Origin of the sequence: Streptomyces sp. NBC_01808 (genome assembly GCF_035917395.1) — a bacterium.
GTDB lineage: Bacteria > Actinomycetota > Actinomycetes > Streptomycetales > Streptomycetaceae > Streptomyces.
The window spans coordinates 4,390,305-4,412,116 of sequence record NZ_CP109072.1; the positions used below are offsets into that span (position 1 = coordinate 4,390,305).

14 protein-coding genes are annotated in these 21,812 nt (G+C 71.0%); 6 read left to right on the top strand and 8 right to left on the bottom strand.

Annotation, left to right across the window (positions count from 1 at the left end; genetic code table 11):
• Nucleotides 1–163 precede the first annotated feature (163 nt).
• The 4 genes from OG946_RS19200 to OG946_RS19215 form a co-directional block, all read right to left on the bottom strand.
• Complete coding sequence (locus OG946_RS19200) at nucleotides 164–1,630, bottom strand: FG-GAP and VCBS repeat-containing protein (protein ID WP_326797289.1); 1,467 nt, start codon at nucleotides 1,628–1,630, stop codon at nucleotides 164–166.
• A 135-nt stretch (nucleotides 1,631–1,765) separates the two neighbouring features.
• A complete protein-coding gene (locus tag OG946_RS19205; RefSeq protein ID WP_326797290.1) occupies nucleotides 1,766–3,247 on the bottom strand; it encodes an FG-GAP and VCBS repeat-containing protein in 1,482 nt (493 codons plus the stop codon).
• Between the two features lie 168 nt (nucleotides 3,248–3,415).
• Nucleotides 3,416–4,009, bottom strand: coding sequence for an FG-GAP repeat protein (locus OG946_RS19210; protein WP_326797291.1), 594 nt, complete (start codon nucleotides 4,007–4,009; stop codon nucleotides 3,416–3,418).
• A gap of 255 nt (nucleotides 4,010–4,264) precedes the next feature.
• Complete coding sequence (locus tag OG946_RS19215) at nucleotides 4,265–6,565, bottom strand: (Fe-S)-binding protein (protein WP_326797292.1); 2,301 nt, start codon at nucleotides 6,563–6,565, stop codon at nucleotides 4,265–4,267.
• 382 nt (nucleotides 6,566–6,947) lie between these two features.
• On the opposite strand from OG946_RS19215, the gene dnaK reads away from it, so the two are divergent.
• Genes dnaK through OG946_RS19235 form a run of 4 tightly spaced genes read left to right on the top strand, consistent with a single transcriptional unit; the run spans nucleotide 6,948 to nucleotide 11,307 of the window.
• Nucleotides 6,948–8,813 carry a molecular chaperone DnaK gene (gene dnaK / locus OG946_RS19220; RefSeq protein WP_326797293.1) on the top strand — a complete coding sequence of 622 codons (1,866 nt, stop codon included), beginning with the start codon at nucleotides 6,948–6,950 and terminating at the stop codon, nucleotides 8,811–8,813.
• Entirely contained in the window at nucleotides 8,810–9,601 is a 792-nt protein-coding gene (gene grpE, locus OG946_RS19225) for a nucleotide exchange factor GrpE (protein WP_326797294.1), read from the top strand. Before dnaK ends, grpE begins: the two co-directional genes overlap by 4 nt.
• A gap of 42 nt (nucleotides 9,602–9,643) precedes the next feature.
• A complete protein-coding gene (dnaJ, locus tag OG946_RS19230) occupies nucleotides 9,644–10,831 on the top strand; it encodes a molecular chaperone DnaJ (RefSeq protein WP_326797295.1) in 1,188 nt (395 codons plus the stop codon).
• Between the two features lie 5 nt (nucleotides 10,832–10,836).
• Nucleotides 10,837–11,307, top strand: coding sequence for a heat shock protein transcriptional repressor HspR (locus OG946_RS19235; protein WP_326797296.1), 471 nt, complete (start codon nucleotides 10,837–10,839; stop codon nucleotides 11,305–11,307).
• Between the two features lie 16 nt (nucleotides 11,308–11,323).
• On the opposite strand, the gene OG946_RS19240 is transcribed toward OG946_RS19235, so the two are convergent.
• Nucleotides 11,324–14,563 carry an NACHT domain-containing protein gene (locus OG946_RS19240; protein WP_326797297.1) on the bottom strand — a complete coding sequence of 1,080 codons (3,240 nt, stop codon included), beginning with the start codon at nucleotides 14,561–14,563 and terminating at the stop codon, nucleotides 11,324–11,326.
• 221 nt (nucleotides 14,564–14,784) lie between these two features.
• Here OG946_RS19240 and OG946_RS19245 point away from each other — a divergent pair, with 221 nt between their 5' ends.
• Complete coding sequence (locus OG946_RS19245; protein WP_326797298.1) at nucleotides 14,785–15,102, top strand: helix-turn-helix domain-containing protein; 318 nt, start codon at nucleotides 14,785–14,787, stop codon at nucleotides 15,100–15,102.
• A 172-nt stretch (nucleotides 15,103–15,274) separates the two neighbouring features.
• Here OG946_RS19245 and OG946_RS19250 read toward each other — a convergent pair whose 3' ends face one another.
• From OG946_RS19250 to OG946_RS19260, 3 genes are read right to left on the bottom strand one after another with little or no spacing between them, the layout of a single operon-like run.
• The gene (locus OG946_RS19250; RefSeq protein ID WP_326797299.1) at nucleotides 15,275–16,240 is read right to left on the bottom strand and encodes a helix-turn-helix transcriptional regulator; all 966 of its coding nucleotides are present in this window, start codon (nucleotides 16,238–16,240) and stop codon (nucleotides 15,275–15,277) included.
• Nucleotides 16,241–16,247: 7 nt separating this feature from the next.
• Complete coding sequence (locus OG946_RS19255; RefSeq protein WP_326797300.1) at nucleotides 16,248–17,228, bottom strand: helix-turn-helix transcriptional regulator; 981 nt, start codon at nucleotides 17,226–17,228, stop codon at nucleotides 16,248–16,250.
• A gap of 31 nt (nucleotides 17,229–17,259) precedes the next feature.
• Nucleotides 17,260–18,261 (bottom strand): hypothetical protein, encoded by a 1,002-nt coding sequence (locus tag OG946_RS19260; RefSeq protein ID WP_326797301.1) that lies wholly within the window; start codon nucleotides 18,259–18,261, stop codon nucleotides 17,260–17,262.
• Nucleotides 18,262–19,153: 892 nt separating this feature from the next.
• Between OG946_RS19260 and clpB the strand changes: the two genes are divergently transcribed.
• On the top strand, nucleotides 19,154–21,760 hold the full coding sequence (gene clpB, locus OG946_RS19265; RefSeq protein WP_326797302.1) for an ATP-dependent chaperone ClpB: 2,607 nt from the start codon (nucleotides 19,154–19,156) through the stop codon (nucleotides 21,758–21,760).
• Nucleotides 21,761–21,812: the final 52 nt, after the last annotated feature.

The window sequence follows — 21,812 nt, forward strand, 5'->3', positions numbered from 1 at the left end:
CGGGTGTTCCCCAGGCATGAGCCAGGGCCCGGCCGGGGGAGGTCCGGGCCCTGGCAGTCTCTGCGGCGAGGCGCTGCGCCGCCGGGCGTCCGGCGGGGCTACGGCGTCGCCGGGCGTCCGGCGGCGGTACGCGGTACGTCGCCGTCCCTGCGGCGCCGCGTCCTCAGCCTGCCAACGCCGACCCGTACCCCGGGTCCCCCGTCGTCGGCATGCCCACCGACGACGGGTAGAGCGCCACCGCCCCGTCCGCCGCCACTCCGCCGGCGTCCGAGCGCAGGGCGTAGACCGCTCCGTTGCCGTCGTTCTCGCCGACCGCGCCGACCGTCAGGTCGTCGAAGCCATCGCCGTTGAGGTCGGAGAGGAGGAGCTCGGTGCCGAAGCGGTCGCGGGTCTCGTTGGTGCCGGGGACGCCCGGGGCGTTCTGGTGGACCAGCGTGGCGCCCGCGGCGCCGAAGCCAGAGCCGTCCGGCGCGCCGTAGAGCACCGTGACGGTTCCGGTGTTCTCGGCGGCGCCCAGGGTCTCGTTCGCCGCGCCGACGGCCAGGTCCAGGTGCCCGTCGCCGTCCGCGTCGCCGAGCCCCAGCTCGGTGCCGAAGGAGTCGCCCGGCTCGGGGGTGCCGGGAACGCCGGGGGTGGCCTGGCTCAGCTCCGTCGATCCGGCGGGGCCGTCCGCCGAGCCGCGGGTGATGGTGACCTTGCCGCCCGGCAGCGAGCCGGGGGTGCTCCCGTCGTCGCGCCCCAGCCCGGTGATGATCTCGGCGCGGCCGTCGCCGTTCACGTCCCCGATGACGGTGGTGTCGCCTCCGGGGAGCTGCCGCTGCCCCGCGTCGGTCAGGCCGTCCGGGGAGCCCGGCACGTAGACGCCACGCTGCTCCCAGTCCACGTGGCCGCTGACGACGAGATCGTCGTCGCCGTCGCCGTCGACGTCGCCCGCGGTGAGGTTGAACCGGCCCCAGAGCTTCCCGTTGTCCAGCGGCACCGCGACCGTGTCCCACGCCCCGTAGTCGCCCTTCGTACGGCCGAAGCCGCCGGTGAAGACGTCCATGGACGCGCTCGTGGAGGCCACGGCCAGGTCCGCCGTGCCGTCGCCGTCGAAGTCGCCGGCCGTCAGGCCGCGGCCGAAGAGGTCGTGCCCGTACGGGCGCGGGTCGGGCAGCGTCGTACCGCCGGCGAGGCCGTTCGCCCCGCCCCACAGGAGCTGGATCGTGCCGCCGTCGACGTCGCCGCCGGCCTTCTCGCCGGGGGCGGCGACGGCGAGGTCGGTGTACCCGTCGCCGTCGAAGTCCGCGGCGGCGGTCCAGCCGCCCCAGCCGTCGCCGTCCTCGGCGGTGCCGGGGACGCCGGCGCTGTGCTGGCTGAGCCGCTTGGCGCGGCCGGCGGAGATGCCGGCGGTGGTGCCGTCGTTCTTCGCCCCGTAATGGGCGACGATCTGGCCGGCGCCCCTTACTCCGGCGACGTACGCGTCGGGCGCGGAGACCGCGATGTCGCGGACGCCGTCCCCGTTGAAGTCGACCATCGCGCCCGGGGGTTCCGCGGCCGAGGCGCCGGGGCCGGCGAGGGCGGCCAGCCCGCCCGAGAGCGCGGCGGCGGCGGTCGCGGTGGCAAGTGCGGTACGGAGTCGGTGATGCATGCGGCAGCTCCCGGGAGCGGTCGATGACGGCGATCAGAAGACCCCGTACCGCGGCCAAAGGTTGTAGGAATATGGCTAGTTGGTTCATGTAGTGACAGAAGGTGTCATTCCGCCTACGGAGAGGCGGCGGGGGAGCTACTCCGCGATCGTCTCCGGGAACCGCGCGTTCGTCCCGTTCGCGCCCACCGACGCGCCGCTGAAGTTCCACGACCCGTCCGCGATCAGCCCGCTGCTACGGGCCTGCAGCACCCACGCGAACCCCTGCCCCGCGTTCTCGCCGGGCGCGCCCGCGATCAGGCCGGACCGGCCGTCGCGGTTGGGGTCGTGCAGCCTTACGTCGGAGCCGAAGAGGTCGCCGGCCTCCGCGGTGCCCGGGATCCCGGGGGTGTCCTGGTTGAAGTGCTGCACCCCGGTCGTGGTCAGCCCGCCGGCGGAGCCGCGCAGCAGCCAGACGGCGCCGGCCCCGGCACTGGTGCCGATCGCCTCGCCCTCTGCGCCGACCGCGAGGTCGGGGAAGCCGTCGCCGTTGACGTCGCCGATCGAGACGTCGCTGCCGAAGCGGTCCTCCACCTCGTACGCCCCGGGGACGCCCCCGCTGCCCTGCTGCCACACCTCGGGCTGCCCCGCGCCGGGCCCGCCCGCGGCCCCGTACCAGACCTGGACGGCGCCGCCCGACAGTTCGTACTCGCCGTGCTCCAGCACCGAGGGATCGCCGATCGCGAGGTCGTCGGCGCCGTCCTTGTCGATGTCGCCCGCGACGCCGACGGGCCCGCCGGCGAACTCCGTGCGCGTGTAGCCCTCCGGGCCGCCGCCCTTGAGGTACAGGGAGTGGCCCTGCAGATACTCCAGAGACCACTTCTTGCCGGTGACCACGAGGTCGTCGGCGCCGTCGCCCTCGAAGTCGCCGCCGACCAGGCCGGTGGGCGTGAAGTCCTGCGGGAAGTCGGTGAAGGGGTGGCCCGTCTGCGCGCGCGAAGGGGTACGTGCCCGGCCCCAGCCCCCGTACAGCTCCAGGTGGTCCTTCGACAGGATCGCCAGCGCGGTCGAGCCGTCGTGGAACCAGTCGCCCGCGGCCAGGCCGGTCGCGTAGGCGTTGCCCTCGGTCGGGGAGGCGGGGCGCAGGTCCTGCGCGCCGCTGCCGGACAGGCCGCCGGAGGAGCCGTAGAGGACGATCGTGCGTCCCGTGTCCGCGACGCCGCCGAGGTCTTCGCCGGTGACTCCGACGGCGAGGTCGGCGTGCCCGTCGCGGTCGAAGTCGGCGGAGGCGAGGGTGGCGCCGAAGGCGTCGCCGGCCTCGGAGGTGCCGGGGACGCCTGCGGTGGACTGGCTGACGACCGTGCGCCTGGCGGTGTCGAGCCCGCCGGCCGAGCCGTAGAGCACGGCGACGTACCCCGCGCGCGCGGCGCCGTCCACGGTGCCGGAGGGGGCGGCCACCACCAGATCGGGGTAGCCGTCGCCGTTGAAGTCGTCGTGGAACTTCGCGGGCGCCGCGACCGCGCCTTCTGCGGGCGCGGCCGCGGCCGGTGCGGCGCCGCCCGCGAGGGCGGCGCCGGCGACGACGGCCAGAGAGGCCGCTAAGGCGGTGGCGGTCGCGGGCGTACGGCGGCTGCGTGGCATGTCGGGCTCCTGAACGTAGGTGACGGAGTACGGCTACTCAGTGGGCCTCTCACCCTGTGAGACACCTGACGTTCATTCGAGGTTGTACGAACTACCGCCCTTCATGCGGCTCATGCAGCTTTCTGCGAACTTGTTGGGTAATGAACCTAGTTCGCAGGATTCATCCGGTCATTCCTGGCCCATCAGGTAGTGACCCAGGTCCTCGTCCGCGAAGCCCGTGCCGAACCGCGCCCCGCCCGTACGGCCGGGCCCCTCGAAGTTGTCCGGGCTGAACGCCACGGAGCCGGTCGCCGTCAGCCCGCCCGCGGCGCCGCGCAGCGACCAGATAGCGCCCGTGCCGTTCTCCTCGGGCGCGCCCACCGCAAGCTCCGCCCGGCCGTCACCCGTGACGTCCCCGAACGCCAGCGCCAGGCCGAACCGGTCCCCGGTCTCCGCCACGCCCTTCACACCGGGGGTGTCCTGGTGGAACGCCTGCGCGCCACGGGTCTTGAGCCCGTCGGAGCCGCCCTTGAGGAGCACCACGGAGCCGGCCGACTGCTTGCTGCCGATGGCCTCGTACGGCACGCCCACGGCGAGGTCGGCGAAGCCGTCGCCGTCGAAGTCGGCCCGTACGGCACGGTCGTCGGCGGCGGCGCCCGCAGAGACAGCAGCGGCGTCGGCCGTCCCGCCCCGGTCCTCCGCCCCCGCCGCCGGGGCGGTGACGGCCGCCGTGCCGGCGGTGGCGAGACAGGCGGTCAAGGCGGCAAGGGTGCGGATGCGCATGGGGGGTCCTTCCGGTGACGGTCTGACGGGCGGGTTGCGTTCACTCCCGCGTCATACGACACGCCCCGCCCGGCGATGGTTGTCCGCCCCGGGCGCAGGGATCGGCGCTTGACGCCCCACGGCCGGCCCCGTGTGGCTCACGGGGCCGGCCGCCGTGGGGGGTTGCCTGTGGCGTCCCGTCCTACGTCACGTCTGCCGCACGCCGTACGGCCGTTCCTCGCCGTACTACGGCGCCGTACCGCGCCGCCGCACCGACTACGTCGCCGGCTGCGGCTCCGGCTCGCTCTCCGCCGCCTCGGTGCCGTCCCCCGGCGGCTCTTCCGCCGGCGTCTTCACCGAGTCGAGCAGAAGCTGCGCCACGTCCACGACGGCCAGCGACTCCTTCGCCGTTCCCGCGTTCTTCTTGCCGTTTACGGAGTCCGTAAGCATCACGAGGCAGAAAGGGCACGCCGTGGACAGAATGTCCGGGTTCAGCGACAGCGCCTCGTCCACGCGCTCGTCGTTGATCCGCTTGCCGATGCGCTCCTCCATCCACATGCGCGCGCCGCCCGCGCCGCAGCAGAAGCCGCGCTCCTTGTGCCGGTGCATCTCCTCGTTCCGTACGCCCGGGACCTTGGCGATGATCTCGCGCGGCGGCGTGTAGACCTTGTTGTGCCGGCCCAGGTAGCAGGGGTCGTGGTACGTGATGATCCCCTCGACCGGCGTCACCGGGACCAGCCGGCCCTCGTCCACGAGGTGCTGGAGCAACTGCGTGTGGTGGATGACCTCGTAGTGGCCGCCGAGCTGCGGGTACTCGTTGGCGATGGTGTTGAAGCAGTGCGGGCAGGTGGCGACGATCTTCTTCTTCGCCTTCTCGACCGTCACACCTTCGTCTGCGTCCTCGCCGAACGCCATGTTGAGCATCGCGACGTTCTCCTCGCCCAGTTGCTGGAAGAGGAACTCGTTGCCCAGCCGCCGCGGCGAGTCGCCCGTGCACTTCTCGTCGCCGCCCATGATCGCGAACTTCACGCCGGCGATGTGCAGCAGCTCCGCGAACGCCTTGGTGGTCTTCTTCGCCCGGTCCTCCAACGCGCCCGCGCAGCCGACCCAGTACAGGTAGTCGACCTCGGAGAGGTCCTCGACGTCCCTGCCGACGACCGGGATCTCGATGCCCGTGTCCGCCGCCAGCTCCTTGGTCCACTCCAGCCGCTGCTTCTTGGCCAGCCCCCAGGGGTTGCCCTTCTTCTCCAGGTTCTTCAGCATCGTGCCCGCCTCGGACGGGAACGAGCTCTCGATCATCACCTGGTAGCGGCGCATGTCGACGATGTGGTCGACGTGCTCGATGTCGACGGGGCACTGCTCGACGCACGCGCCGCAGGTGGTGCAGGACCACAGCACGTCGGGGTCGATGACGCCCTGCTCCGCCGCGGTGCCGATCAGCGCGCGCTCCGCCTCGGCCAGCGCGTCGGCCGGCACGTCGGCGAGCTGTTCCGCGGTGGCCTTCTCCTCGCCCTCGGCGGACTTGCCGCCGCCGGCGAGGAGGTACGGGGCCTTGGCGGCGGCGTGCTCGCGCAGCGACATGACGAGCAGCTTGGGCGACAGCGGCTTGCCGGTGTTCCAGGCCGGGCACTGCGACTGGCAGCGGCCGCACTCCGTACAGGTGGAGAAGTCGAGGATCCCCTTCCACGAGAAGTGCTCGACCTGACTGACGCCGAAGACGGTCTCCTCGCCGTCCTCGTCGTCGAAGACGGTCTCGAAGTCGATCGGCTTGCCGCCGGAGGCCATCGGCTGGAGCGCGCCGAGGGCCACCGCGCCGTCTGCGTTGCGCTTGAACCAGATGTTGGGGAAGGCGAGGAAGCGGTGCCAGGCCACGCCCATCGTGGTGTTGAGGCCGAGGACGAGCGCCCAGATGAAGGAGGTCGAGATCTTGATCATCGCGACGAGGTAGACGAGGTTCTGCACGGCGCCGGTGCTCAGCCCGTCGACCGCGGCGGTGACCGGGTACGACGCGAAGTAGGCGGCCTCGTAACCGCCGACGTGGTGCAGCGAGCCCTCCAGCCCGCGCAGCACCAGGATGCAGATGCCGATGACGAGGATGACGTACTCGACGAAATACGCCTGCCACATCGTCGAGCCCGTGAAGCGCGACTTGCGGCCGGCCTTCGACGGCAGGCTGAGCTGCCGGATCACGATGAGCGTGAGGATGCCGAGCGTGGTCATCAGCGCGAGGAACTCGACGTACAGCTCGTACGGGAGCCACTCGCCGATCACCGGCAGCAGCCAGTCGGCGACGAACAACTGGCCGAAGGCGTTGACGAGGGTCAGCACCAGGGTCAGGAAGCCGATGGCGACGAACCAGTGGGCGAAGCCGATGACGCCCCAGCGGTTCATCCGGGTGTGGCCGAGGAACTCCCTGACCAGCGTGACGCTGCGCGCGACCGGGTCGTCCGTGCGGCTGCCGGCGGGGACCGGCTTGCCGAGCCGGACGAAGGCGATGATCTGCCCGACGGCGCGAGCGAAGAGCGCGGTGCCGACCGCGGTGATCACCAGCGATACGACGATGGCGGCGAGCTGCATGGAGGGCTCCTCGACCGGACTGCTCTGCGTGTCTGCTCTGCGTGTCTGCTGTATCTGCTCTGTGTGCGTGTGTGGGCCGCACGTGTAGTACGTGCCCCGCTACTCGGCTTACCCAGCTACTACTAAGCGGTAACTTATCTCTTCTCCGCCTGAGGGTACCCGGGTGGCCCCGGCCCCCTGAAGCCGCCCGGCCGGTGATGTGCGTCGCGCTCCCGGTGCCGCCGCGGCCCTCGGCCCGTAGCCCGAAAACCCGTTCCCACCTGCACTGACGCACAAAACTTGAGTGGAGCTGACTCAGGTGAATTGCGCCGGGAGTGGTCGGCATGGCACTCTTGAGCCTGTCCAGCTCAAGGCAGAGCATCTGATCCGGAGGATAGACAACATGGCACGTGCGGTCGGCATCGACCTGGGCACGACGAACTCTGTCGTCAGTGTTCTCGAGGGCGGTGAACCCAGCGTCATCACCAACGCCGAGGGCGCCAGGACCACGCCGTCCGTCGTCGCCTTCGCCAAGAACGGCGAGGTGCTCGTCGGCGAGGTCGCGAAGCGCCAGGCGGTCACCAACGTCGAGCGGACCATCCGGTCGGTCAAGCGCCACATGGGCACCGACTGGAAGCAGCCGATCGACGAGAAGGAGTTCACCCCCCAGCAGATCTCCGCCTTCATCCTGCAGAAGCTGAAGCGGGACGCGGAGGCGTACCTGGGCGAGAAGGTGACCGACGCGGTCATCACCGTCCCGGCGTACTTCAACGACTCCGAGCGCCAGGCCACCAAGGAGGCCGGCGAGATCGCGGGCCTCAACGTCCTGCGGATCGTCAACGAGCCCACCGCCGCCGCCCTCGCCTACGGCATGGAGAAGGAAGACCAGACCATCCTGGTCTTCGACCTCGGCGGCGGCACCTTCGACGTCTCCCTGCTGGAGATCGGCGAGGGCGTCGTGGAGGTCAGGGCCACCAACGGTGACAACCACCTCGGTGGTGACGACTGGGACCAGCGCGTCGTCGACTACCTGGTCAAGCAGTTCCAGAACGGCCACGGCGTCGACCTGTCCAAGGACAAGATGGCGCTGCAGCGCCTCCGCGAGGCCGCTGAGAAGGCGAAGATCGAGCTGTCCTCGTCCTCCGAGACGACGATCAACCTGCCGTACATCACCGCTTCCGCGGAAGGCCCGCTGCACCTCGACGAGAAGCTGACCCGGGCGCAGTTCCAGCAGCTCACCCAGGACCTCCTGGAGCGCTGCAAGACGCCGTTCCACAACGTCATCAAGGACGCCCGCATCGAGCTGGGCGAGATCGACCACGTGGTCCTCGTCGGCGGCTCCACCCGCATGCCGGCCGTCGCCGAGCTGGTCAAGGAGCTGACCAGCGGCAAGGAGGCCAACAAGGGCGTCAACCCGGACGAGGTCGTCGCCGTCGGCGCCGCCCTCCAGGCCGGTGTGCTCAAGGGCGAGGTCAAGGACGTCCTGCTGCTCGACGTCACCCCGCTGTCCCTCGGCATCGAGACCAAGGGCGGCATCATGACCAAGCTCATCGAGCGCAACACCACGATCCCGACGAAGCGTTCGGAGACCTTCACCACGGCCGAGGACAACCAGCCGTCGGTGCAGATCCAGGTCTTCCAGGGCGAGCGCGAGATCGCCGCGTACAACAAGAAGCTCGGCATGTTCGAGCTGACCGGCCTGCCGCCGGCCCCGCGGAACGTGCCGCAGATCGAGGTCACCTTCGACATCGACGCCAACGGCATCATGCACGTCGCCGCGAAGGACCTCGGCACGGGCAAGGAGCAGAAGATGACCGTCACCGGCGGCTCCGCGCTGCCGAAGGACGACATCGAGCGCATGATGCGCGACGCCGAGCAGTACGCGGAGGAGGACCACAAGCGCCGCGAGGCGGCGGAGACGCGCAACCAGGGCGAGCAGGTCGTCTACACCACCGAGAAGTTCCTCCAGGACAACGAGGACAAGGTGCCCGGCGATGTGAAGTCCGAGGTCGAGGGCGCGATCACCGACCTCAAGGAGGCGCTGAAGGGCGAGGACACCGCGGCGATCCGCGAGGCGACGGAGAAGGCCGCGGCCACCAGCCAGAAGCTCGGTCAGGCGCTCTACGCCGACGCCCAGGCGTCCGGCCCCGCCGCCGCCGGCGGCGAGGGCGCCCAGCAGGCGCAGAACGACGCGCCCGCCGGTGCCGACGACGACGTCGTCGACGCCGAGATCGTGGACGACGACAAGCCCAAGGGTGGTGCCGCGTGACGGAGGAGACCCCGGGCTTCGAGGAGAAGCCCGACGTCCCCACCGACGCAAAGACAGCGGAGGCACAGCAGGGCGGCCCGGACGGGGCGGGCAACTCGCCCGTCGGCGCACGGCGCGCCGACGGAGCCGGGCCGGGTGCCACCGCCGGGAACGGGGACGCGAACAGCCCGCTTGCGGTTCGTCTGGACGAGACCCGCAAGGCGCTCGACGAGCGGACGAAGGACCTGCAGCGGCTCCAGGCGGAGTACCAGAACTACCGCCGGCGGGTCGAGCGGGACCGGGTGGCGGTCAAGGAGGTCGCGAACGCGAACCTGCTGACCGAACTGCTGCCCGTGCTCGACGACATCGGCCGGGCCCGGGACCACGAGGAACTGGTCGGCGGGTTCAAATCGGTCGCCGAATCGCTGGAGACCGTCGTGGCCAAGATGGGCCTCATGCAGTTCGGTAAGGAGGGCGAGCCCTTCGACCCGCTGATCCACGAGGCGCTGATGCACAGCTACTCGCCGGATGTGTCCGAGACGACGTGCGTGCAGATTCTCCAGCCTGGGTATCGGATCGGCGAGCGTACGATCCGCCCCGCGCGGGTCGCCGTGGCGGAGCCGCAGCCGGGGGCGTCGTCCGGGTCGCAGGGCAAGGAGGGCGAGAAGCCGGACGAGAAGCAGGCGGACGCGGACGAGGGCGGACCGGAGTCCGCCGGCGCCGCGGACGGCGGCGGCTCGGACGCCTCCGGATCCGCGAAGCCGGGGTCCGGCGGAGAGACGGACAGCGGTGGCCCGGACGAGGGGTGACGCCGTAGCGGCCGCCGAGGGACGAGAGGAGGGACGCCGGGAATGAGTACCAAGGACTTCATCGAGAAGGACTACTACAAGGTTCTCGGCGTCCCGAAGGACGCCACCGAGGCCGAGATCAAGAAGGCGTACCGCAAGCTCGCCCGGCAGTACCACCCGGACGCCAACAAGGGCGACGCCGCGGCCGAGGAGCGCTTCAAGGAGGTCTCCGAGGCCAACGACGTGCTCGGCGACCCGCAGCGGCGCAAGGAGTACGACGAGGCGCGCACCCTCTTCGGCAACGGCGGCTTCCGCCCGGGCCCGGGCGCGGGCGGCGGCGGCTCGTTCAACTTCGACCTCGGCGACCTCTTCGGCGGCTCGGGCCCCGGCGCCCCCGGCGGCGGCCAGACCACCCCCGGCGGCTTCGGCGGCGGCCTGGGCGACGTCTTCGGCGGGCTGTTCAACCGCGGCGGCGGGCGTACGCAGCCGCGCCGCGGCCAGGACATCGAGTCGGAGGTCACGCTCAGCTTCACGGAGGCCATCGAGGGCGCCACGGTCCCGCTGCGGATGTCGTCGTCCGCCCCCTGCAAGACCTGCGCCGGCACGGGCGACAAGAACGGCTCCCCGCGGGTCTGCCCGACCTGCGTGGGCACCGGTCAGGTCTCCCGCGGCGGCGGTGGCGGCTTCTCGCTGACCGACCCGTGCGTGGACTGCAAGGGCCGCGGGCTCATCGCCCAGGACCCCTGCGACGTCTGCAAGGGCAGCGGCCGCGCCAAGTCGTCCCGCACGATGCAGGTCCGCATCCCCGCGGGGGTGCAGGACGGGCAGCGGATCCGGCTGCGCGGCAAGGGCGGCCCGGGCGAGCGCGGCGGTCCCGGCGGCGACCTGTACGTCGTCGTGCACGTCGACGGCCACCCGGTCTTCGGCCGCAAGGGCGACAACCTGCTGGTGACGGTCCCCGTCTCGTTCCCGGAGGCGGCCCTCGGCGCGGACATCAAGGTGCCCACGCTCGGCGGCCCGCCGGTCACCCTGAAGCTGCCCCCGGGCACGCCCAACGGACGCACGATGCGCGCCCGCGGCAAGGGCGCGGTCCGCAAGGACGGCACGCGCGGGGACCTGCTCGTCACCGTCGAAGTGGCGGTGCCGAAGGAGACGGACGGCACGGCGCGCGAGTCGCTGGAGTCGTACCGGAAGGCGACCGCGGGCGAGGACCCGCGCGCGGAGCTGTTCAAGGCCGCGAAGGGAGCTTGACGACGATGAACGGCAGAAACGGCGGACGCGGCGGCCCCCGCGGCCGCAATCCGTACGAGCTGACCGAGGAGACGCCGGTCTACGTCATCTCCGTAGCCGCGGAACTCTCGGGCCTGCACCCCCAGACCCTGCGCCAGTACGACCGTCTGGGCCTGGTCTCCCCGGACCGCACCGCGGGCCGCGGCCGGCGGTACTCGGCGCGGGACATCGCGCTGCTGCGGCAGGTCCAGGCGCTGAGCCAGGACGAGGGCATCAACCTGGCCGGGATCAAGCGGATCATCGAGCTGGAGACGCAGGTCGCTGCGCTCCAGGCGAAGGTGGCGGAGCTGACGGACGCGGTGGACGGCGCGGCGTCGGCGATGGCGCAGCGGGAGGCGCAGGTGCACGCGTCGTACCGGCGGGACCTGGTGCCGTACCAGCAGGTGCAGCAGACGAGTGCGCTGGTGGTGTGGAAGCCGAAGAAGAAGCGGGGTTAGCTTCGCGGCCGCCGGCTCAGTCGGCGAGGTACTGGACCTCCACGTGGGGCGGGAGCCCGGCGTGGAGGTCTTTCATGTACGGACGCAGGGAGACCTCGCGCAGGGAGCCGAGTCCGGCGAGCGGGGAGAGGTCCAGCGGGCGGCTGCCCGGCGGCAGGTTGAGCCCGAGTTGGACGATCCGCGGGAAGAGCTGCGGGAGCCGGCTCAGGCCGAGTTCGTCGGCGGGCCGGTCGTCGACGAGTGCGAGGAACTGGAGGCCCGGCAGTGCGGCGTTGGCGGGGGCGATGGCCAGCAGGTCCGGTCGGCACCGCAGCCCTTGGAGCCGGGGGAGCTCGGCCAGTGCCGGCCAGTCGTCCGCGGCGGCCTCGTGCCGCCAGCCGAGAAAGACGTCGCGGAGTCTGGGGTGCTTGGCCAGGGGGCGCAGCCCGGAGGTCCGGGCGGTCAGCAGGTTGAGCGTCAACAGTGTCGGCAGCGGCGGCAGCGTATCGAGGTCCAGCGGGCGTCGCCGCTCCGGCGACAGCGAGAGGACTTTCAACCGCGGGATGGCGGCGAGGATTTCGGGGACGGCCTCCGCCAGGCCCGGCACCGTGTCCAGGATCAGGTCGGTCAGCGGCAACCCGGCCAGAGCCGAGGCGTCGTACAGGTCGACGCAATCGCTGAGCCGCAGGTGGCGCAGCTCGTTCTGCTCACGCAGGAAGTCGAGATTCATCAACCTCGGCTGGCTGCGGACGATCAGCTCGGTGAGGCGGGTCGTGGCGAGTGTGTCGTGCAGCCCGGCGGGGTCGAGGGGGCCACGAATGTCGAGCATCGGGCGACCGCCGAGTCGGCGCAGGACCCGCAGCTCGGCGTCGGAGGTGACGGTGAAGAACAGTTCGTCCGGGTCGAGCCTTGCGATGACCTCGTTCGCGTACTCCTCGGTGTCGAAGCGGTGCCAGGCCCAGGCGAGTTGCCGGCGTACGTCCAACGACGGATGGGTGGCGTAGCGGGCGAGGAACGGGATGGCGCGGTCCGAGTCCACGTGGCTGGCGGCTACGGCGACGAGGTCCGGGACATCGGTCTCCTCCGGGCCCGGCAGCAACTCCAGCACCAGGGGACCGGCCGCGCCCAGCGCCCGTGCCTCCAGCGTCGTCGTCGGCGGGACCAGCGCCTCCGTCGCCCGCTCCACCGCCTCTCGTACCGCCGGTGCCAGCTCCGCCGCGTGCTCCAGGCAAGCAGCCGCCAGCAGCCGGATACGTACGCCCTCGACCCCCTCCCGCGCCTCCGCCGCCGCCAGCAGCTCCCGCAGGATCTCCTCGCGCTCCCGCGGACGGGCCTGGGCCACCGCCATGCGGATGACGTCCTCCCACTGGTCGTCGGCCGCGTGTGCCGCCAGGACGCCGATGTCGCCCTCCTCCACCGCCGCGCGGGCGCCCAGGTAGTCCTGGAACGTGCGGTGGACGAAGTCCACGGCGCCGGGGCCGGGTTCGCGCAGGAGGCCGCTGCGGTCGCGGAAGTGCTCCAGTACGGCCGCCGCGTCGCCCAGGGCCGCGACCTCCGGGACCGCCGGGAGCGCGGCGGCGACGAGGGATTCGGCGCGGGCGCGGTCCAGCTCCGTGCGGCCGTTGCGGATCAGCCAGTACGCGAGCCGCTGGAGCACCTGGAGCTGGGGTTCCTCGCGCAGGTCGGGGACGGCCATGTCGCGTTCGCGGTCGCGGCGGCTGAGCAGCATCGACAGCGCGGCCTCGTACAACTCCTTGCGCCCGCGCGGGAGGTAGCCGCGGCGGGCGCGGTTGAGGGCGCACATCAGGCCGCACATGAGCGGGTTGGTGGCCAGCCGGCCGAGGTCGGAGGTGTGCCGTACGGCGGCGGTGAGCTGCTGCTCGTACGCCGTGAGCTGCGCGTCGTCCGCCGCGGGGGCGCCGGTGCGGACGGCGCCGGCGCGTACGGCCTCGTGCCAGCGGGCGATGAAGCGGGTGAGGTCCGCGGGGCGCATGGGGGCGAGGGCCAGCTCGGTGAAGCCCTCGGCGGCGAGCCAGTCCTCGCCGACGGCGGAGGGGCGGGAGGTGACGAGCCAGCGGTTGCCGGGGTAGGCGTCGGCGAGGTCGGAGAGCCAGCGGCGGGCGCGGTCGCGTTCGGCGCGGGGGACCTCGTCGATGCCGTCGACCAGGAGCAGCCCGCGGCGGGCGGTGAGCACGCGGTGCTCCCAGCCGTCGGGCTGGGCGCCGGCGAGGGGGCTGCCGGTGGCGGAGAGGAAGTCGCGGGGTGCGGGGAGGCGCTGGCCGTGCCGGGTGAGGGTGCGGAGCGGCAGGACGAAGGGGACGCGGCCTGCGAGGTAGTCCATGGAGTGTTCCGCGGAGTGTTCCGCGCCGGAGCCGGCGCGGGTGGCGGAGAGGGCGAGCCACTGCACGAGGGTCGTCTTGCCGGAGCCGGCGGCGCCGCGGAGCAGGACGCGCTCGTAGGTGGCGAGGGCCTGGTCGGCGGGGAGCACGGGGTCGGGGAGGGGGTCGGTGTCTTCGAAGGGGAACGGTGCCGGGGCGTTCTGCGGCGAGGCGGCGGCCTCCAGCCGCAGATACGCCACGTCCAGCGGCCACTTCGCGGGCGAGTCGGCGAGATCGACGCCGTAGATGGTGAGTCTGCCGTGCTTCTTGGCGGCGTACGCGAAGTACTCGCGCTCGAAGGCCGCGTCCTGTGCGGCGGGGAGCGGCGTGCGGGCGATGAGCGCGTCGAGGCGGGCGATCTGGTCGGCCTGGCGGCGGGACTGCTCGACGAGGGTGCGGGCGACGAAGGTGGAGCGCTGGCTGAAGAAGTGCAGGATGTGCAGGCAGGCGGTGTCGAGGAGGGTGTCGTGGAAGGAGGCGGCGTCGGCGGAGAGTTCGCGTACGGGATCGCCGCCGCCGCTCTGTGCCGCGGCGCGGCGGAGCCGGCGGGCGAGGGCTTCGGGGCCGAGCTGGACCGCCTGTACGTCGTCCAGGTCGAGGTCGCCGAGGGCGGTGAGGCTGCGGGCGAGCGCGCCGGCGACGGCGGCGGTCTCGTCGGCGGGGACGGGAGGGGGCTCGCCTCCGGGGCCCCGGAGGGCGCGGCGTACGAGCGTGTCGGCGAGCTTGCGCAGGCCGTCCTCGTCCAGCTCCCGCTGCTCGCCGCGGAACGACACCAGCGCCGCCATCCGCACCGGCCGCCCCGCGAGCCCCGCCCCGGGGCCCTCGCTGCGGAACAGCCGCCGGACGAGGGGAGCCACGACGGCGGACGCGAGCCTGGCGCCGACGGCTGCGGGTTCCATGGGGCAGACGATATAAGCGGGCGGTGACAGGTCACCGGCGGTGTTCGCCGAACGTCCTGTTCGTTCTGCTATGTACACCCTCATCATCATGAAATTCAGGAAGATGATGCTGAGTTCGGGTGGAGTTGATACGGACAGTAAGCCAATGTTCTGGTGAAGAACGGGGGACAAGTCGCCGAACGTGATGCACGTACGGCTCAGTTGGTCCGGGAGTTCATACAGTGAGGTCTCACGCTTCGGGCAATACGGCGCGACAGGCTCCCCCGGTCGGTCTCGCGCTGCTCTCCGACCGGGAACGCGAGGTGCTCCTCCTGCTCGCCGACGGCCCGACCAATCGCCGGCTGGCGTCGCAACTGGGGGTGGCGGAGCGTACGGTCCGCGCCCATCTGACGAACATCTGCCGCAAGCTGAACGTGGAGTCCCGCGTCCAGGCCGCCCTGGTCGCCGACCGCCACCGCCGCGCCCTGATGCCGGCCGTGGCGGGTCCCGACCGGGTTGCCCCAAGAGGCAATGGCCGTGGGCGCCACGTTCGTGAATGATGTGGGCCAGTGCCCTCTGGGGTGCCGCGGAGGCGACCTGCCATCGTCGTACGCGGGCGCCGGCGGCACCCCTCGGACGGAGCGCTGGTGCGTTCGCTTCCCGGCCTCATACGTACCAGCGACTCCGTACCTCTCTTCCTCCGCCCCTCCGCTCCGCCCGCTCCGCGCCCCGTCAGCCGTCGTCGATGAGCCCGGAGCGCGCGAGCAGGTAGCCGAGCTGGGTCCGGCTGTCACTGCCGAGCGCCGCGCCGAGCCTGGCGATATGGGCGCGGCAGGTACGGACGTTCATGCCGAGCCGGCGGGCGATCGCCTCGTCGAGATGGCCCTCGACGAGCAGCCGGGCGATCTTGAGCTGGACGCCGGTGATGCCCTCCGGTGTGTCGTGCTCGGGGATCCTGCGCTTCCAGGGGACGCCGAGTTCCCAGAAGCGTTCGAAGATGGCGCGCAGGAACCAGACCAGGCCGGGGTGGCGTATCTCCAAGGCCACCGCCCGATCGGGTTGCGCCGGGACGAAGGCGACCTGCTGATCGAGGATGAGGAGCCGCTCGGAGGTCTCCTCCAGCGTGCGCACCTCCGGTCCCGTGTCGCTCAGCTCGTTCAGATACGCGAGTATCGCGGGGTGGTGCCGGTAGGTGTGGTTGTACAAGGTCCGCTGGATGACGCCGCGTTCGCTCATCTGCCGTACGCGGTGGGTGGTGGCGCGCATCGTCGTCGGGTTCCAGTTGGTCCGGCCGCCGGCCGGCTGGATGGCGAGGAACTCCTCCGTGCAGTCCTCCAGCGCCCGCACGAGTGCGGCGTCGATCCGCTCCTTCCCCGTCCAGACGGTGAAAGCGGCCGTGGCCGGGTCCTCCGGACCGGGCGACGTCACCTGCTCGACCGTGTCGGCGAGCGCGGTCACGAACAGCCGGTACTCGCTCAGCTCCCGTTCCAGGGGCTCGACGAGCCCGGCGAGCGCCTGTGTCGGGGGCGTCGGCACCAGCCAATCGGTGTCGCCGGGCTCGGGCCGTAACAGGTCCAGGTCGAGGAGGCAGGGCGCGGTCGCCGTGGCCTCATGTGAGATGCGGCCGCAGCGCAGGGCCGAGGCATAGAGCTTCCTCCCCGGGGCGCAGAGGCCAGTGGTGTGGTGGGGGTGTGACATGTCTCTCTCAGGTCTCGTCGAGGATGCCGGAGCGTGCGATGAGATAGCCGAGTTGGGTGCGGCTGCTGCTGCCGAGGGTGGTGGCGAGCTTCGCGATGTGGGCCCGGCAGGTGCGTACGTTCATGCCGAGCCGGCGCGCGATGTTCTGGTCGAGGTGGCCTTCGACCAGGAGGCGGGCGATGCTGCGCTGGACGCCGGTGACGCCTTCGTGGGTGGCCTCCGTGTAGGCGGCTTCCTCCAGGGGTGTGGCCAGTTGCCAGAACTGCTCGAAGACGCCGACGAGATAGGAGACGAGCCCGGGGTGGCGGAGTTCCAGCGCGACCTTGCGGTCCGGGCGCGCGGGAAGGAAGGCAGCCTGGCGGTCGACGATGATCAGGCGCTCGATGATCTCCTCAAGCGTTCTGACCTCGACCTGCTGTGGGCCGACGAACCGCAGGTACGCCAGCGTCATGGGCGCTTCACGGGCCGCGTGCTGGTAGAGGGTGCGCATCCGTACGCCGCGCTCGGCGAGCGGGCGGACCCGCTGCAGTGCCTCGCCGAGGGCGCGGGCACGGCGGGTGGCCGCCTCGGGCTGGATGGTGAGAAGTTCGTGTGAGCACTCGCCGACCGCCAGATCCAGCGCGGTGTTGATCGTGCCGAGGCCCTCCAGCACCGTGATCGGTGAGTTGTCGGAGGCGACCTCCATGCCGATATCGATGAACCGGCTGAAGCTCTTCGCGAGATCGGCCGCGTGCTGCTGCCGCTCACGGATCTCCCGTTCCCGGGATACAAGAAGCCCCATCATGGCTTCGGATGCGGGGACCGGCAGCAGCCAGTCCGGGTCGTCGGGGTCGGGGGAGAGGAGGGCGAGGTCGTTCAGGCACGGTGCGTGCCGCGCGTCCGCAGCCGCTATCCGGCCGTCCCGCACGGCGACGGCGTATGCCTCGCGGGCGGCCGGGCAGGGCTCTTGGAGGCTGTGGCCGTGCTCGTGATCGTGCCCTGCGTGCATCTCCGTGTACTCCCAGGAGCGATGATCGGGGTCAGGACTGGTCGAGGATGCCGGAGCGTGCGATGAGGTAGCCGAGTTGGGCCCGGCCGTTGCTGCCGAGGGTGGTGGCGAGCTTGGCGATGTGGGCGCGGCAGGTGCGTACGTTCATGCCGAGCCGGTCGGCGATGATCTCGTCGACGTGCCCTTCGACGAGCAACTTGGCGATGCTGCGCTGGACACCGGTTATGCCATCCGGCTCCGGATGCTCGTAGTGCACCTCCTCGTCGAGGGGCGTGGCGAGCTGCCAGAGGTGGTGGAATACGCCGACGAAGTATTCGACGAGACCGGGATGCCGGACCTCCACCGCCGTATCCCGGTTCAACTTCACCGGCCGGTCCCGGTGCGCGGGAACGAAGGCAACCTTCCGGTCGATGATGATCAGACGATCGACCAGTTCCTCGAGCGTGCGCAGCTCCATCAGGTCGTTGGCGACCCGTTCCTGATAGGCGAGCAGGCCGTAGTTGTGCCGTGCGGTGTGCTGGTAGAGGCTGCGAATGCGCACGCCGCGATCGACCAGCGGACGCACCCGGTCCACGGCCTTGTCGAGGAGCGCAGGGGGACGCGTCCCGCCGGGCTGGACCGTAAGGAGTTCCTTCTCGCACTCCGCCGTCGCCCTGCCGACGATCGCGTCGATGTTGGTCACGCCGCTCAGTTCGGTGATGGCGCTGCTGACGGTGGTGCGCCCCTGAGTGATGGAGAGGAACGGCTCGAACGCGTCCGCCAGCGCTAGGGTCTGGGCCCTGCGCTCCTGAATCTCGCGCTCGATGGGGTGCTCAAGTCGGGCCAGCGCGGCGGACGGAGGCACCGGCCGGAGCCATCGTGAGTCGTCCGGGTCGGGGAGGAGCAGCATCAGGTCGATCAGACACGGCACGTTTTCTCCCTCCGGCCGGGAGACGCGCCCGGCCCGCAGCGCGCGGGCGTAAAGCTCCGAACTCGCGGCACAGAGGTCGGCGTATCCATGAGGATGGTCTGATTCGCCTTGATTTTTGCCCATTTATCCTTCCCACAGGAAGATGTGATTCAGGAACATGATGCAGTGCAGAGGTGGTGAACAGCCCTCGCGTGAGGCACCTTCTTCTGTGGGAAGCGGATTCATTAGGGAGGCCGGGACTCCCGATGGCAAAAAGACTGACACGGTGGGCAGTTGCATTCGTGACTGCGGCTGTACTCAGCGTCATAGCAAGTCCCTTTGGCGCAGGCTCCGATGCCGGTCCGAGTGAGCAGGGTTCGGGCCAGGCGGCGGTGGCGGCACAGCAAGACCCGACCTGGGGCTAGCCCGGGGACTGGACATTGACAACCTCAGACAGACAAGGACTTAACAGACACAGGTATCACGATGAACCCAGACCACCGCCGAAAGACGGAGAACCATTGGCACTCCGTCGATCTCGCTACGGCGGTGCCCCGTCCCGGAGACAGGTTGGCGGTTGCCCTCCTCGGAGAGCCGATCACCATCCTGCGCGACGGAAGCGGGGTCGTCCAGGCCTTCCGCCGGAGGTCCGGGCGCTATGTACGCTGCGTGGTGCGCTGCGGCGTGATCTTCGTCAATCTTGGCGAAGAGGATCACGTTCCCGTAGCGGCCGACGGCGTACCTGATAGCGAGAGCATCACCCCCCACTGTGCCTGACCGGGCGGTATCCCCCGTGTCCAGATCGCCCGAGGGCACACCAGCGGTGCCATCGCGGACGCAACCCCGCGATGGCACCGCTTTTGCGTGTTCCTGCGCGCATGCTTAGAGGGCGGCGGTCGCGTCGCGGTCGCCGGTGGCCGGTGCTGGGTTGGAGTTGAGTGGAGTAGACTCAACTTAGCTTACGTGGCCTCAGGCACGCCGAGTGCGGCCGAGGCGTACCCAGGATCGGCACCCCGGCAAGGAGGAGCACACAGCAGTGGACGCGGAGCTGACCAACAAGAGCCAGGAAGCGATCGCCGGCGCCAACAGCCGTGCCGTGTCCGGCGGCAATCCGGACATCACCCCCGTACATCTGCTGCTCGCCCTGCTCGACGTAGCGGACAACGAGAACCTTCAGGACCTGCTGGCCGCCGTCGACGCCGACCAGGCCGCCGTGCGGTCCGGGGCCGAGGCGCTGCTCGGCGGGTTGCCCAGCGTGCAGGGGGCGACCGTGTCGCCGCCGCGGGCGGACCGGGAGTTGCTCGCCGTCGTGGCCGATGCCGCCGAGCGGGCGCGGAAGCTCGGCGATCAGTATGTGTCGACCGAGCACCTGCTCATCGGTGTCGCCGCCGAGGGCGGTGCCGCCAAGGAGTTGCTGAAGAAGCAGGGGGCGAGCGCCAAGGCGCTTGTGCAGGCGTTCGAGAAGATCCGCGGCGACCGGCGCGTGACCACGAAGAACCCCGAGGGCACGTACCAGGCGCTGGGCAAGTTCGGCACCGACCTGACCGCCGCGGCCCGCGACGGCAAGCTCGACCCGGTCATCGGGCGGGACCAGGAGATCCGCCGCGTCGTGCAGGTGCTCTCCCGGCGTACGAAGAACAACCCCGTCCTCATCGGCGAGCCCGGCGTCGGGAAGACCGCCGTCGTCGAGGGGCTCGCCCAGCGGATCGTGAAGGGGGACGTGCCCGAGAGCCTGAAGAACAAGCGGCTCGTCGCGCTCGACCTCGGTGCGATGGTCGCCGGGGCGAAGTACCGGGGCGAGTTCGAGGAGCGGCTGAAGACCGTGCTCGCCGAGATCCGGGAGAGCGAAGGACAGGTCATCACGTTCATCGACGAGTTGCACACCGTCGTCGGCGCCGGCGCGGGCGGCGAGTCCGCCATGGACGCCGGCAACATGCTGAAGCCCATGCTCGCCCGCGGCGAGCTGCGCATGGTCGGTGCGACGACCCTCGACGAGTACCGCGAGCGGATCGAGAAGGACGCCGCCCTGGAGCGCCGCTTCCAGCAGGTACTTGTCGCCGAGCCCACCGTCGAGGACACCATCGCCATCCTCCGCGGCCTGAAGGGGCGGTACGAGGCACACCACAAGGTCGTCATCGCCGACTCCGCGCTCGTCGCCGCCGCGACCCTCTCCGACCGCTACATCACCTCCCGCTTCCTCCCCGACAAGGCCATCGACCTCGTCGACGAGGCCGCCTCCCGGCTCCGGATGGAGATCGACTCCTCGCCCACCGAGATCGACGAGCTGCAGCGTGCCGTCGACCGCCTCCGGATGGAGGAGCTGGCGCTGAAGAACGAGTCGGACGTCGCCTCCCGCGAGCGGCTGGAGCGGCTCCAGCGCGACCTCGCCGACAAGGAGGAGGAGCTGCGCGGCCTCACCGCCCGCTGGGAGAAGGAGAAGCAGGGCCTCAACCGGGTCGGCGAGCTGAAGGAGCGGCTGGACGAGCTGCGCGGCACCGCCGAGCGCGCGCAGCGCGACGGCGACTTCGACACCGCCTCCAAGCTCCTCTACGGCGAACTGCCCGCCCTCGAACGCGAGCTGGAGGAGGCGTCCGCCGCCGAGGAGGAGGTCAAGCGGGACACGATGGTCAAGGAGGAGGTCGGCTCCGACGACATCGCCGACGTCATCTCCTCCTGGACCGGCATCCCCGCCGGCCGGCTGCTGGAGGGCGAGACACAGAAGCTGCTGCGCATGGAGGAGGAGCTGGGCCGGCGGCTCATCGGGCAGGAGGTGGCCGTACAGGCCGTCTCCGACGCCGTACGCCGCACCCGCGCCGGCATCGCCGACCCCAACCGGCCGACGGGCTCGTTCCTCTTCCTCGGCCCCACCGGCGTCGGCAAGACCGAGCTGGCCAAGGCGCTGGCCGACTTCCTCTTCGACGACGAGCGGGCCATGGTCCGCATCGACATGAGCGAGTACGGCGAGAAGCACTCCGTCTCCCGCCTGGTCGGCGCGCCCCCGGGGTACGTCGGGTACGAGGAGGGCGGTCAGCTCACGGAGGCCGTACGGCGGCGCCCGTACTCGGTGATCCTGCTGGACGAGATGGAGAAGGCGCACAACGAGGTCTTCGACATCCTGCTGCAGGTGCTGGACGACGGGCGGCTGACGGACGGTCAGGGCCGTACGGTCGACTTCCGCAACACCATCCTCATCCTCACCTCCAACCTCGGCTCCACCTTCCTCGTCGACCCGATGATCAAGGACGAGCAGAAGCGGGAGGGGGTGCTGGAGACGGTGCGGAAGGTCTTCCGGCCCGAGTTCCTCAACCGGCTCGACGACCTCGTCGTCTTCAACGCGCTCGGCGGCGACCAGCTCAAGCGCATCGCCGCCATCCAGCTCGCCCATCTGCAGGAACGGCTCGCCGAACGCCGGCTGACGCTGGACGTCAGCGACGCGGCGCTGGCCTGGCTGGCGCGCCTGGGCGTTCCGGAGGACGAGCCGGAGCCGGACCTCAGCTACGGGGCACGGCCGCTGCGGCGGCTGGTGCAGACGGCGATCGGGGATCAGCTCGCGAAGGAGATCCTGGCGGGCGAGGTGCGCGACGGGGACACGGTGTGGGTGGACGTCTTCGGGGACCAGTTGCTGGTCGGCGCGGCGCAGTAGGGGCGGCTGAGCGGAGCCTGTTCTTCCGTGCCGGGCGGTGGTGCCGCCCGGC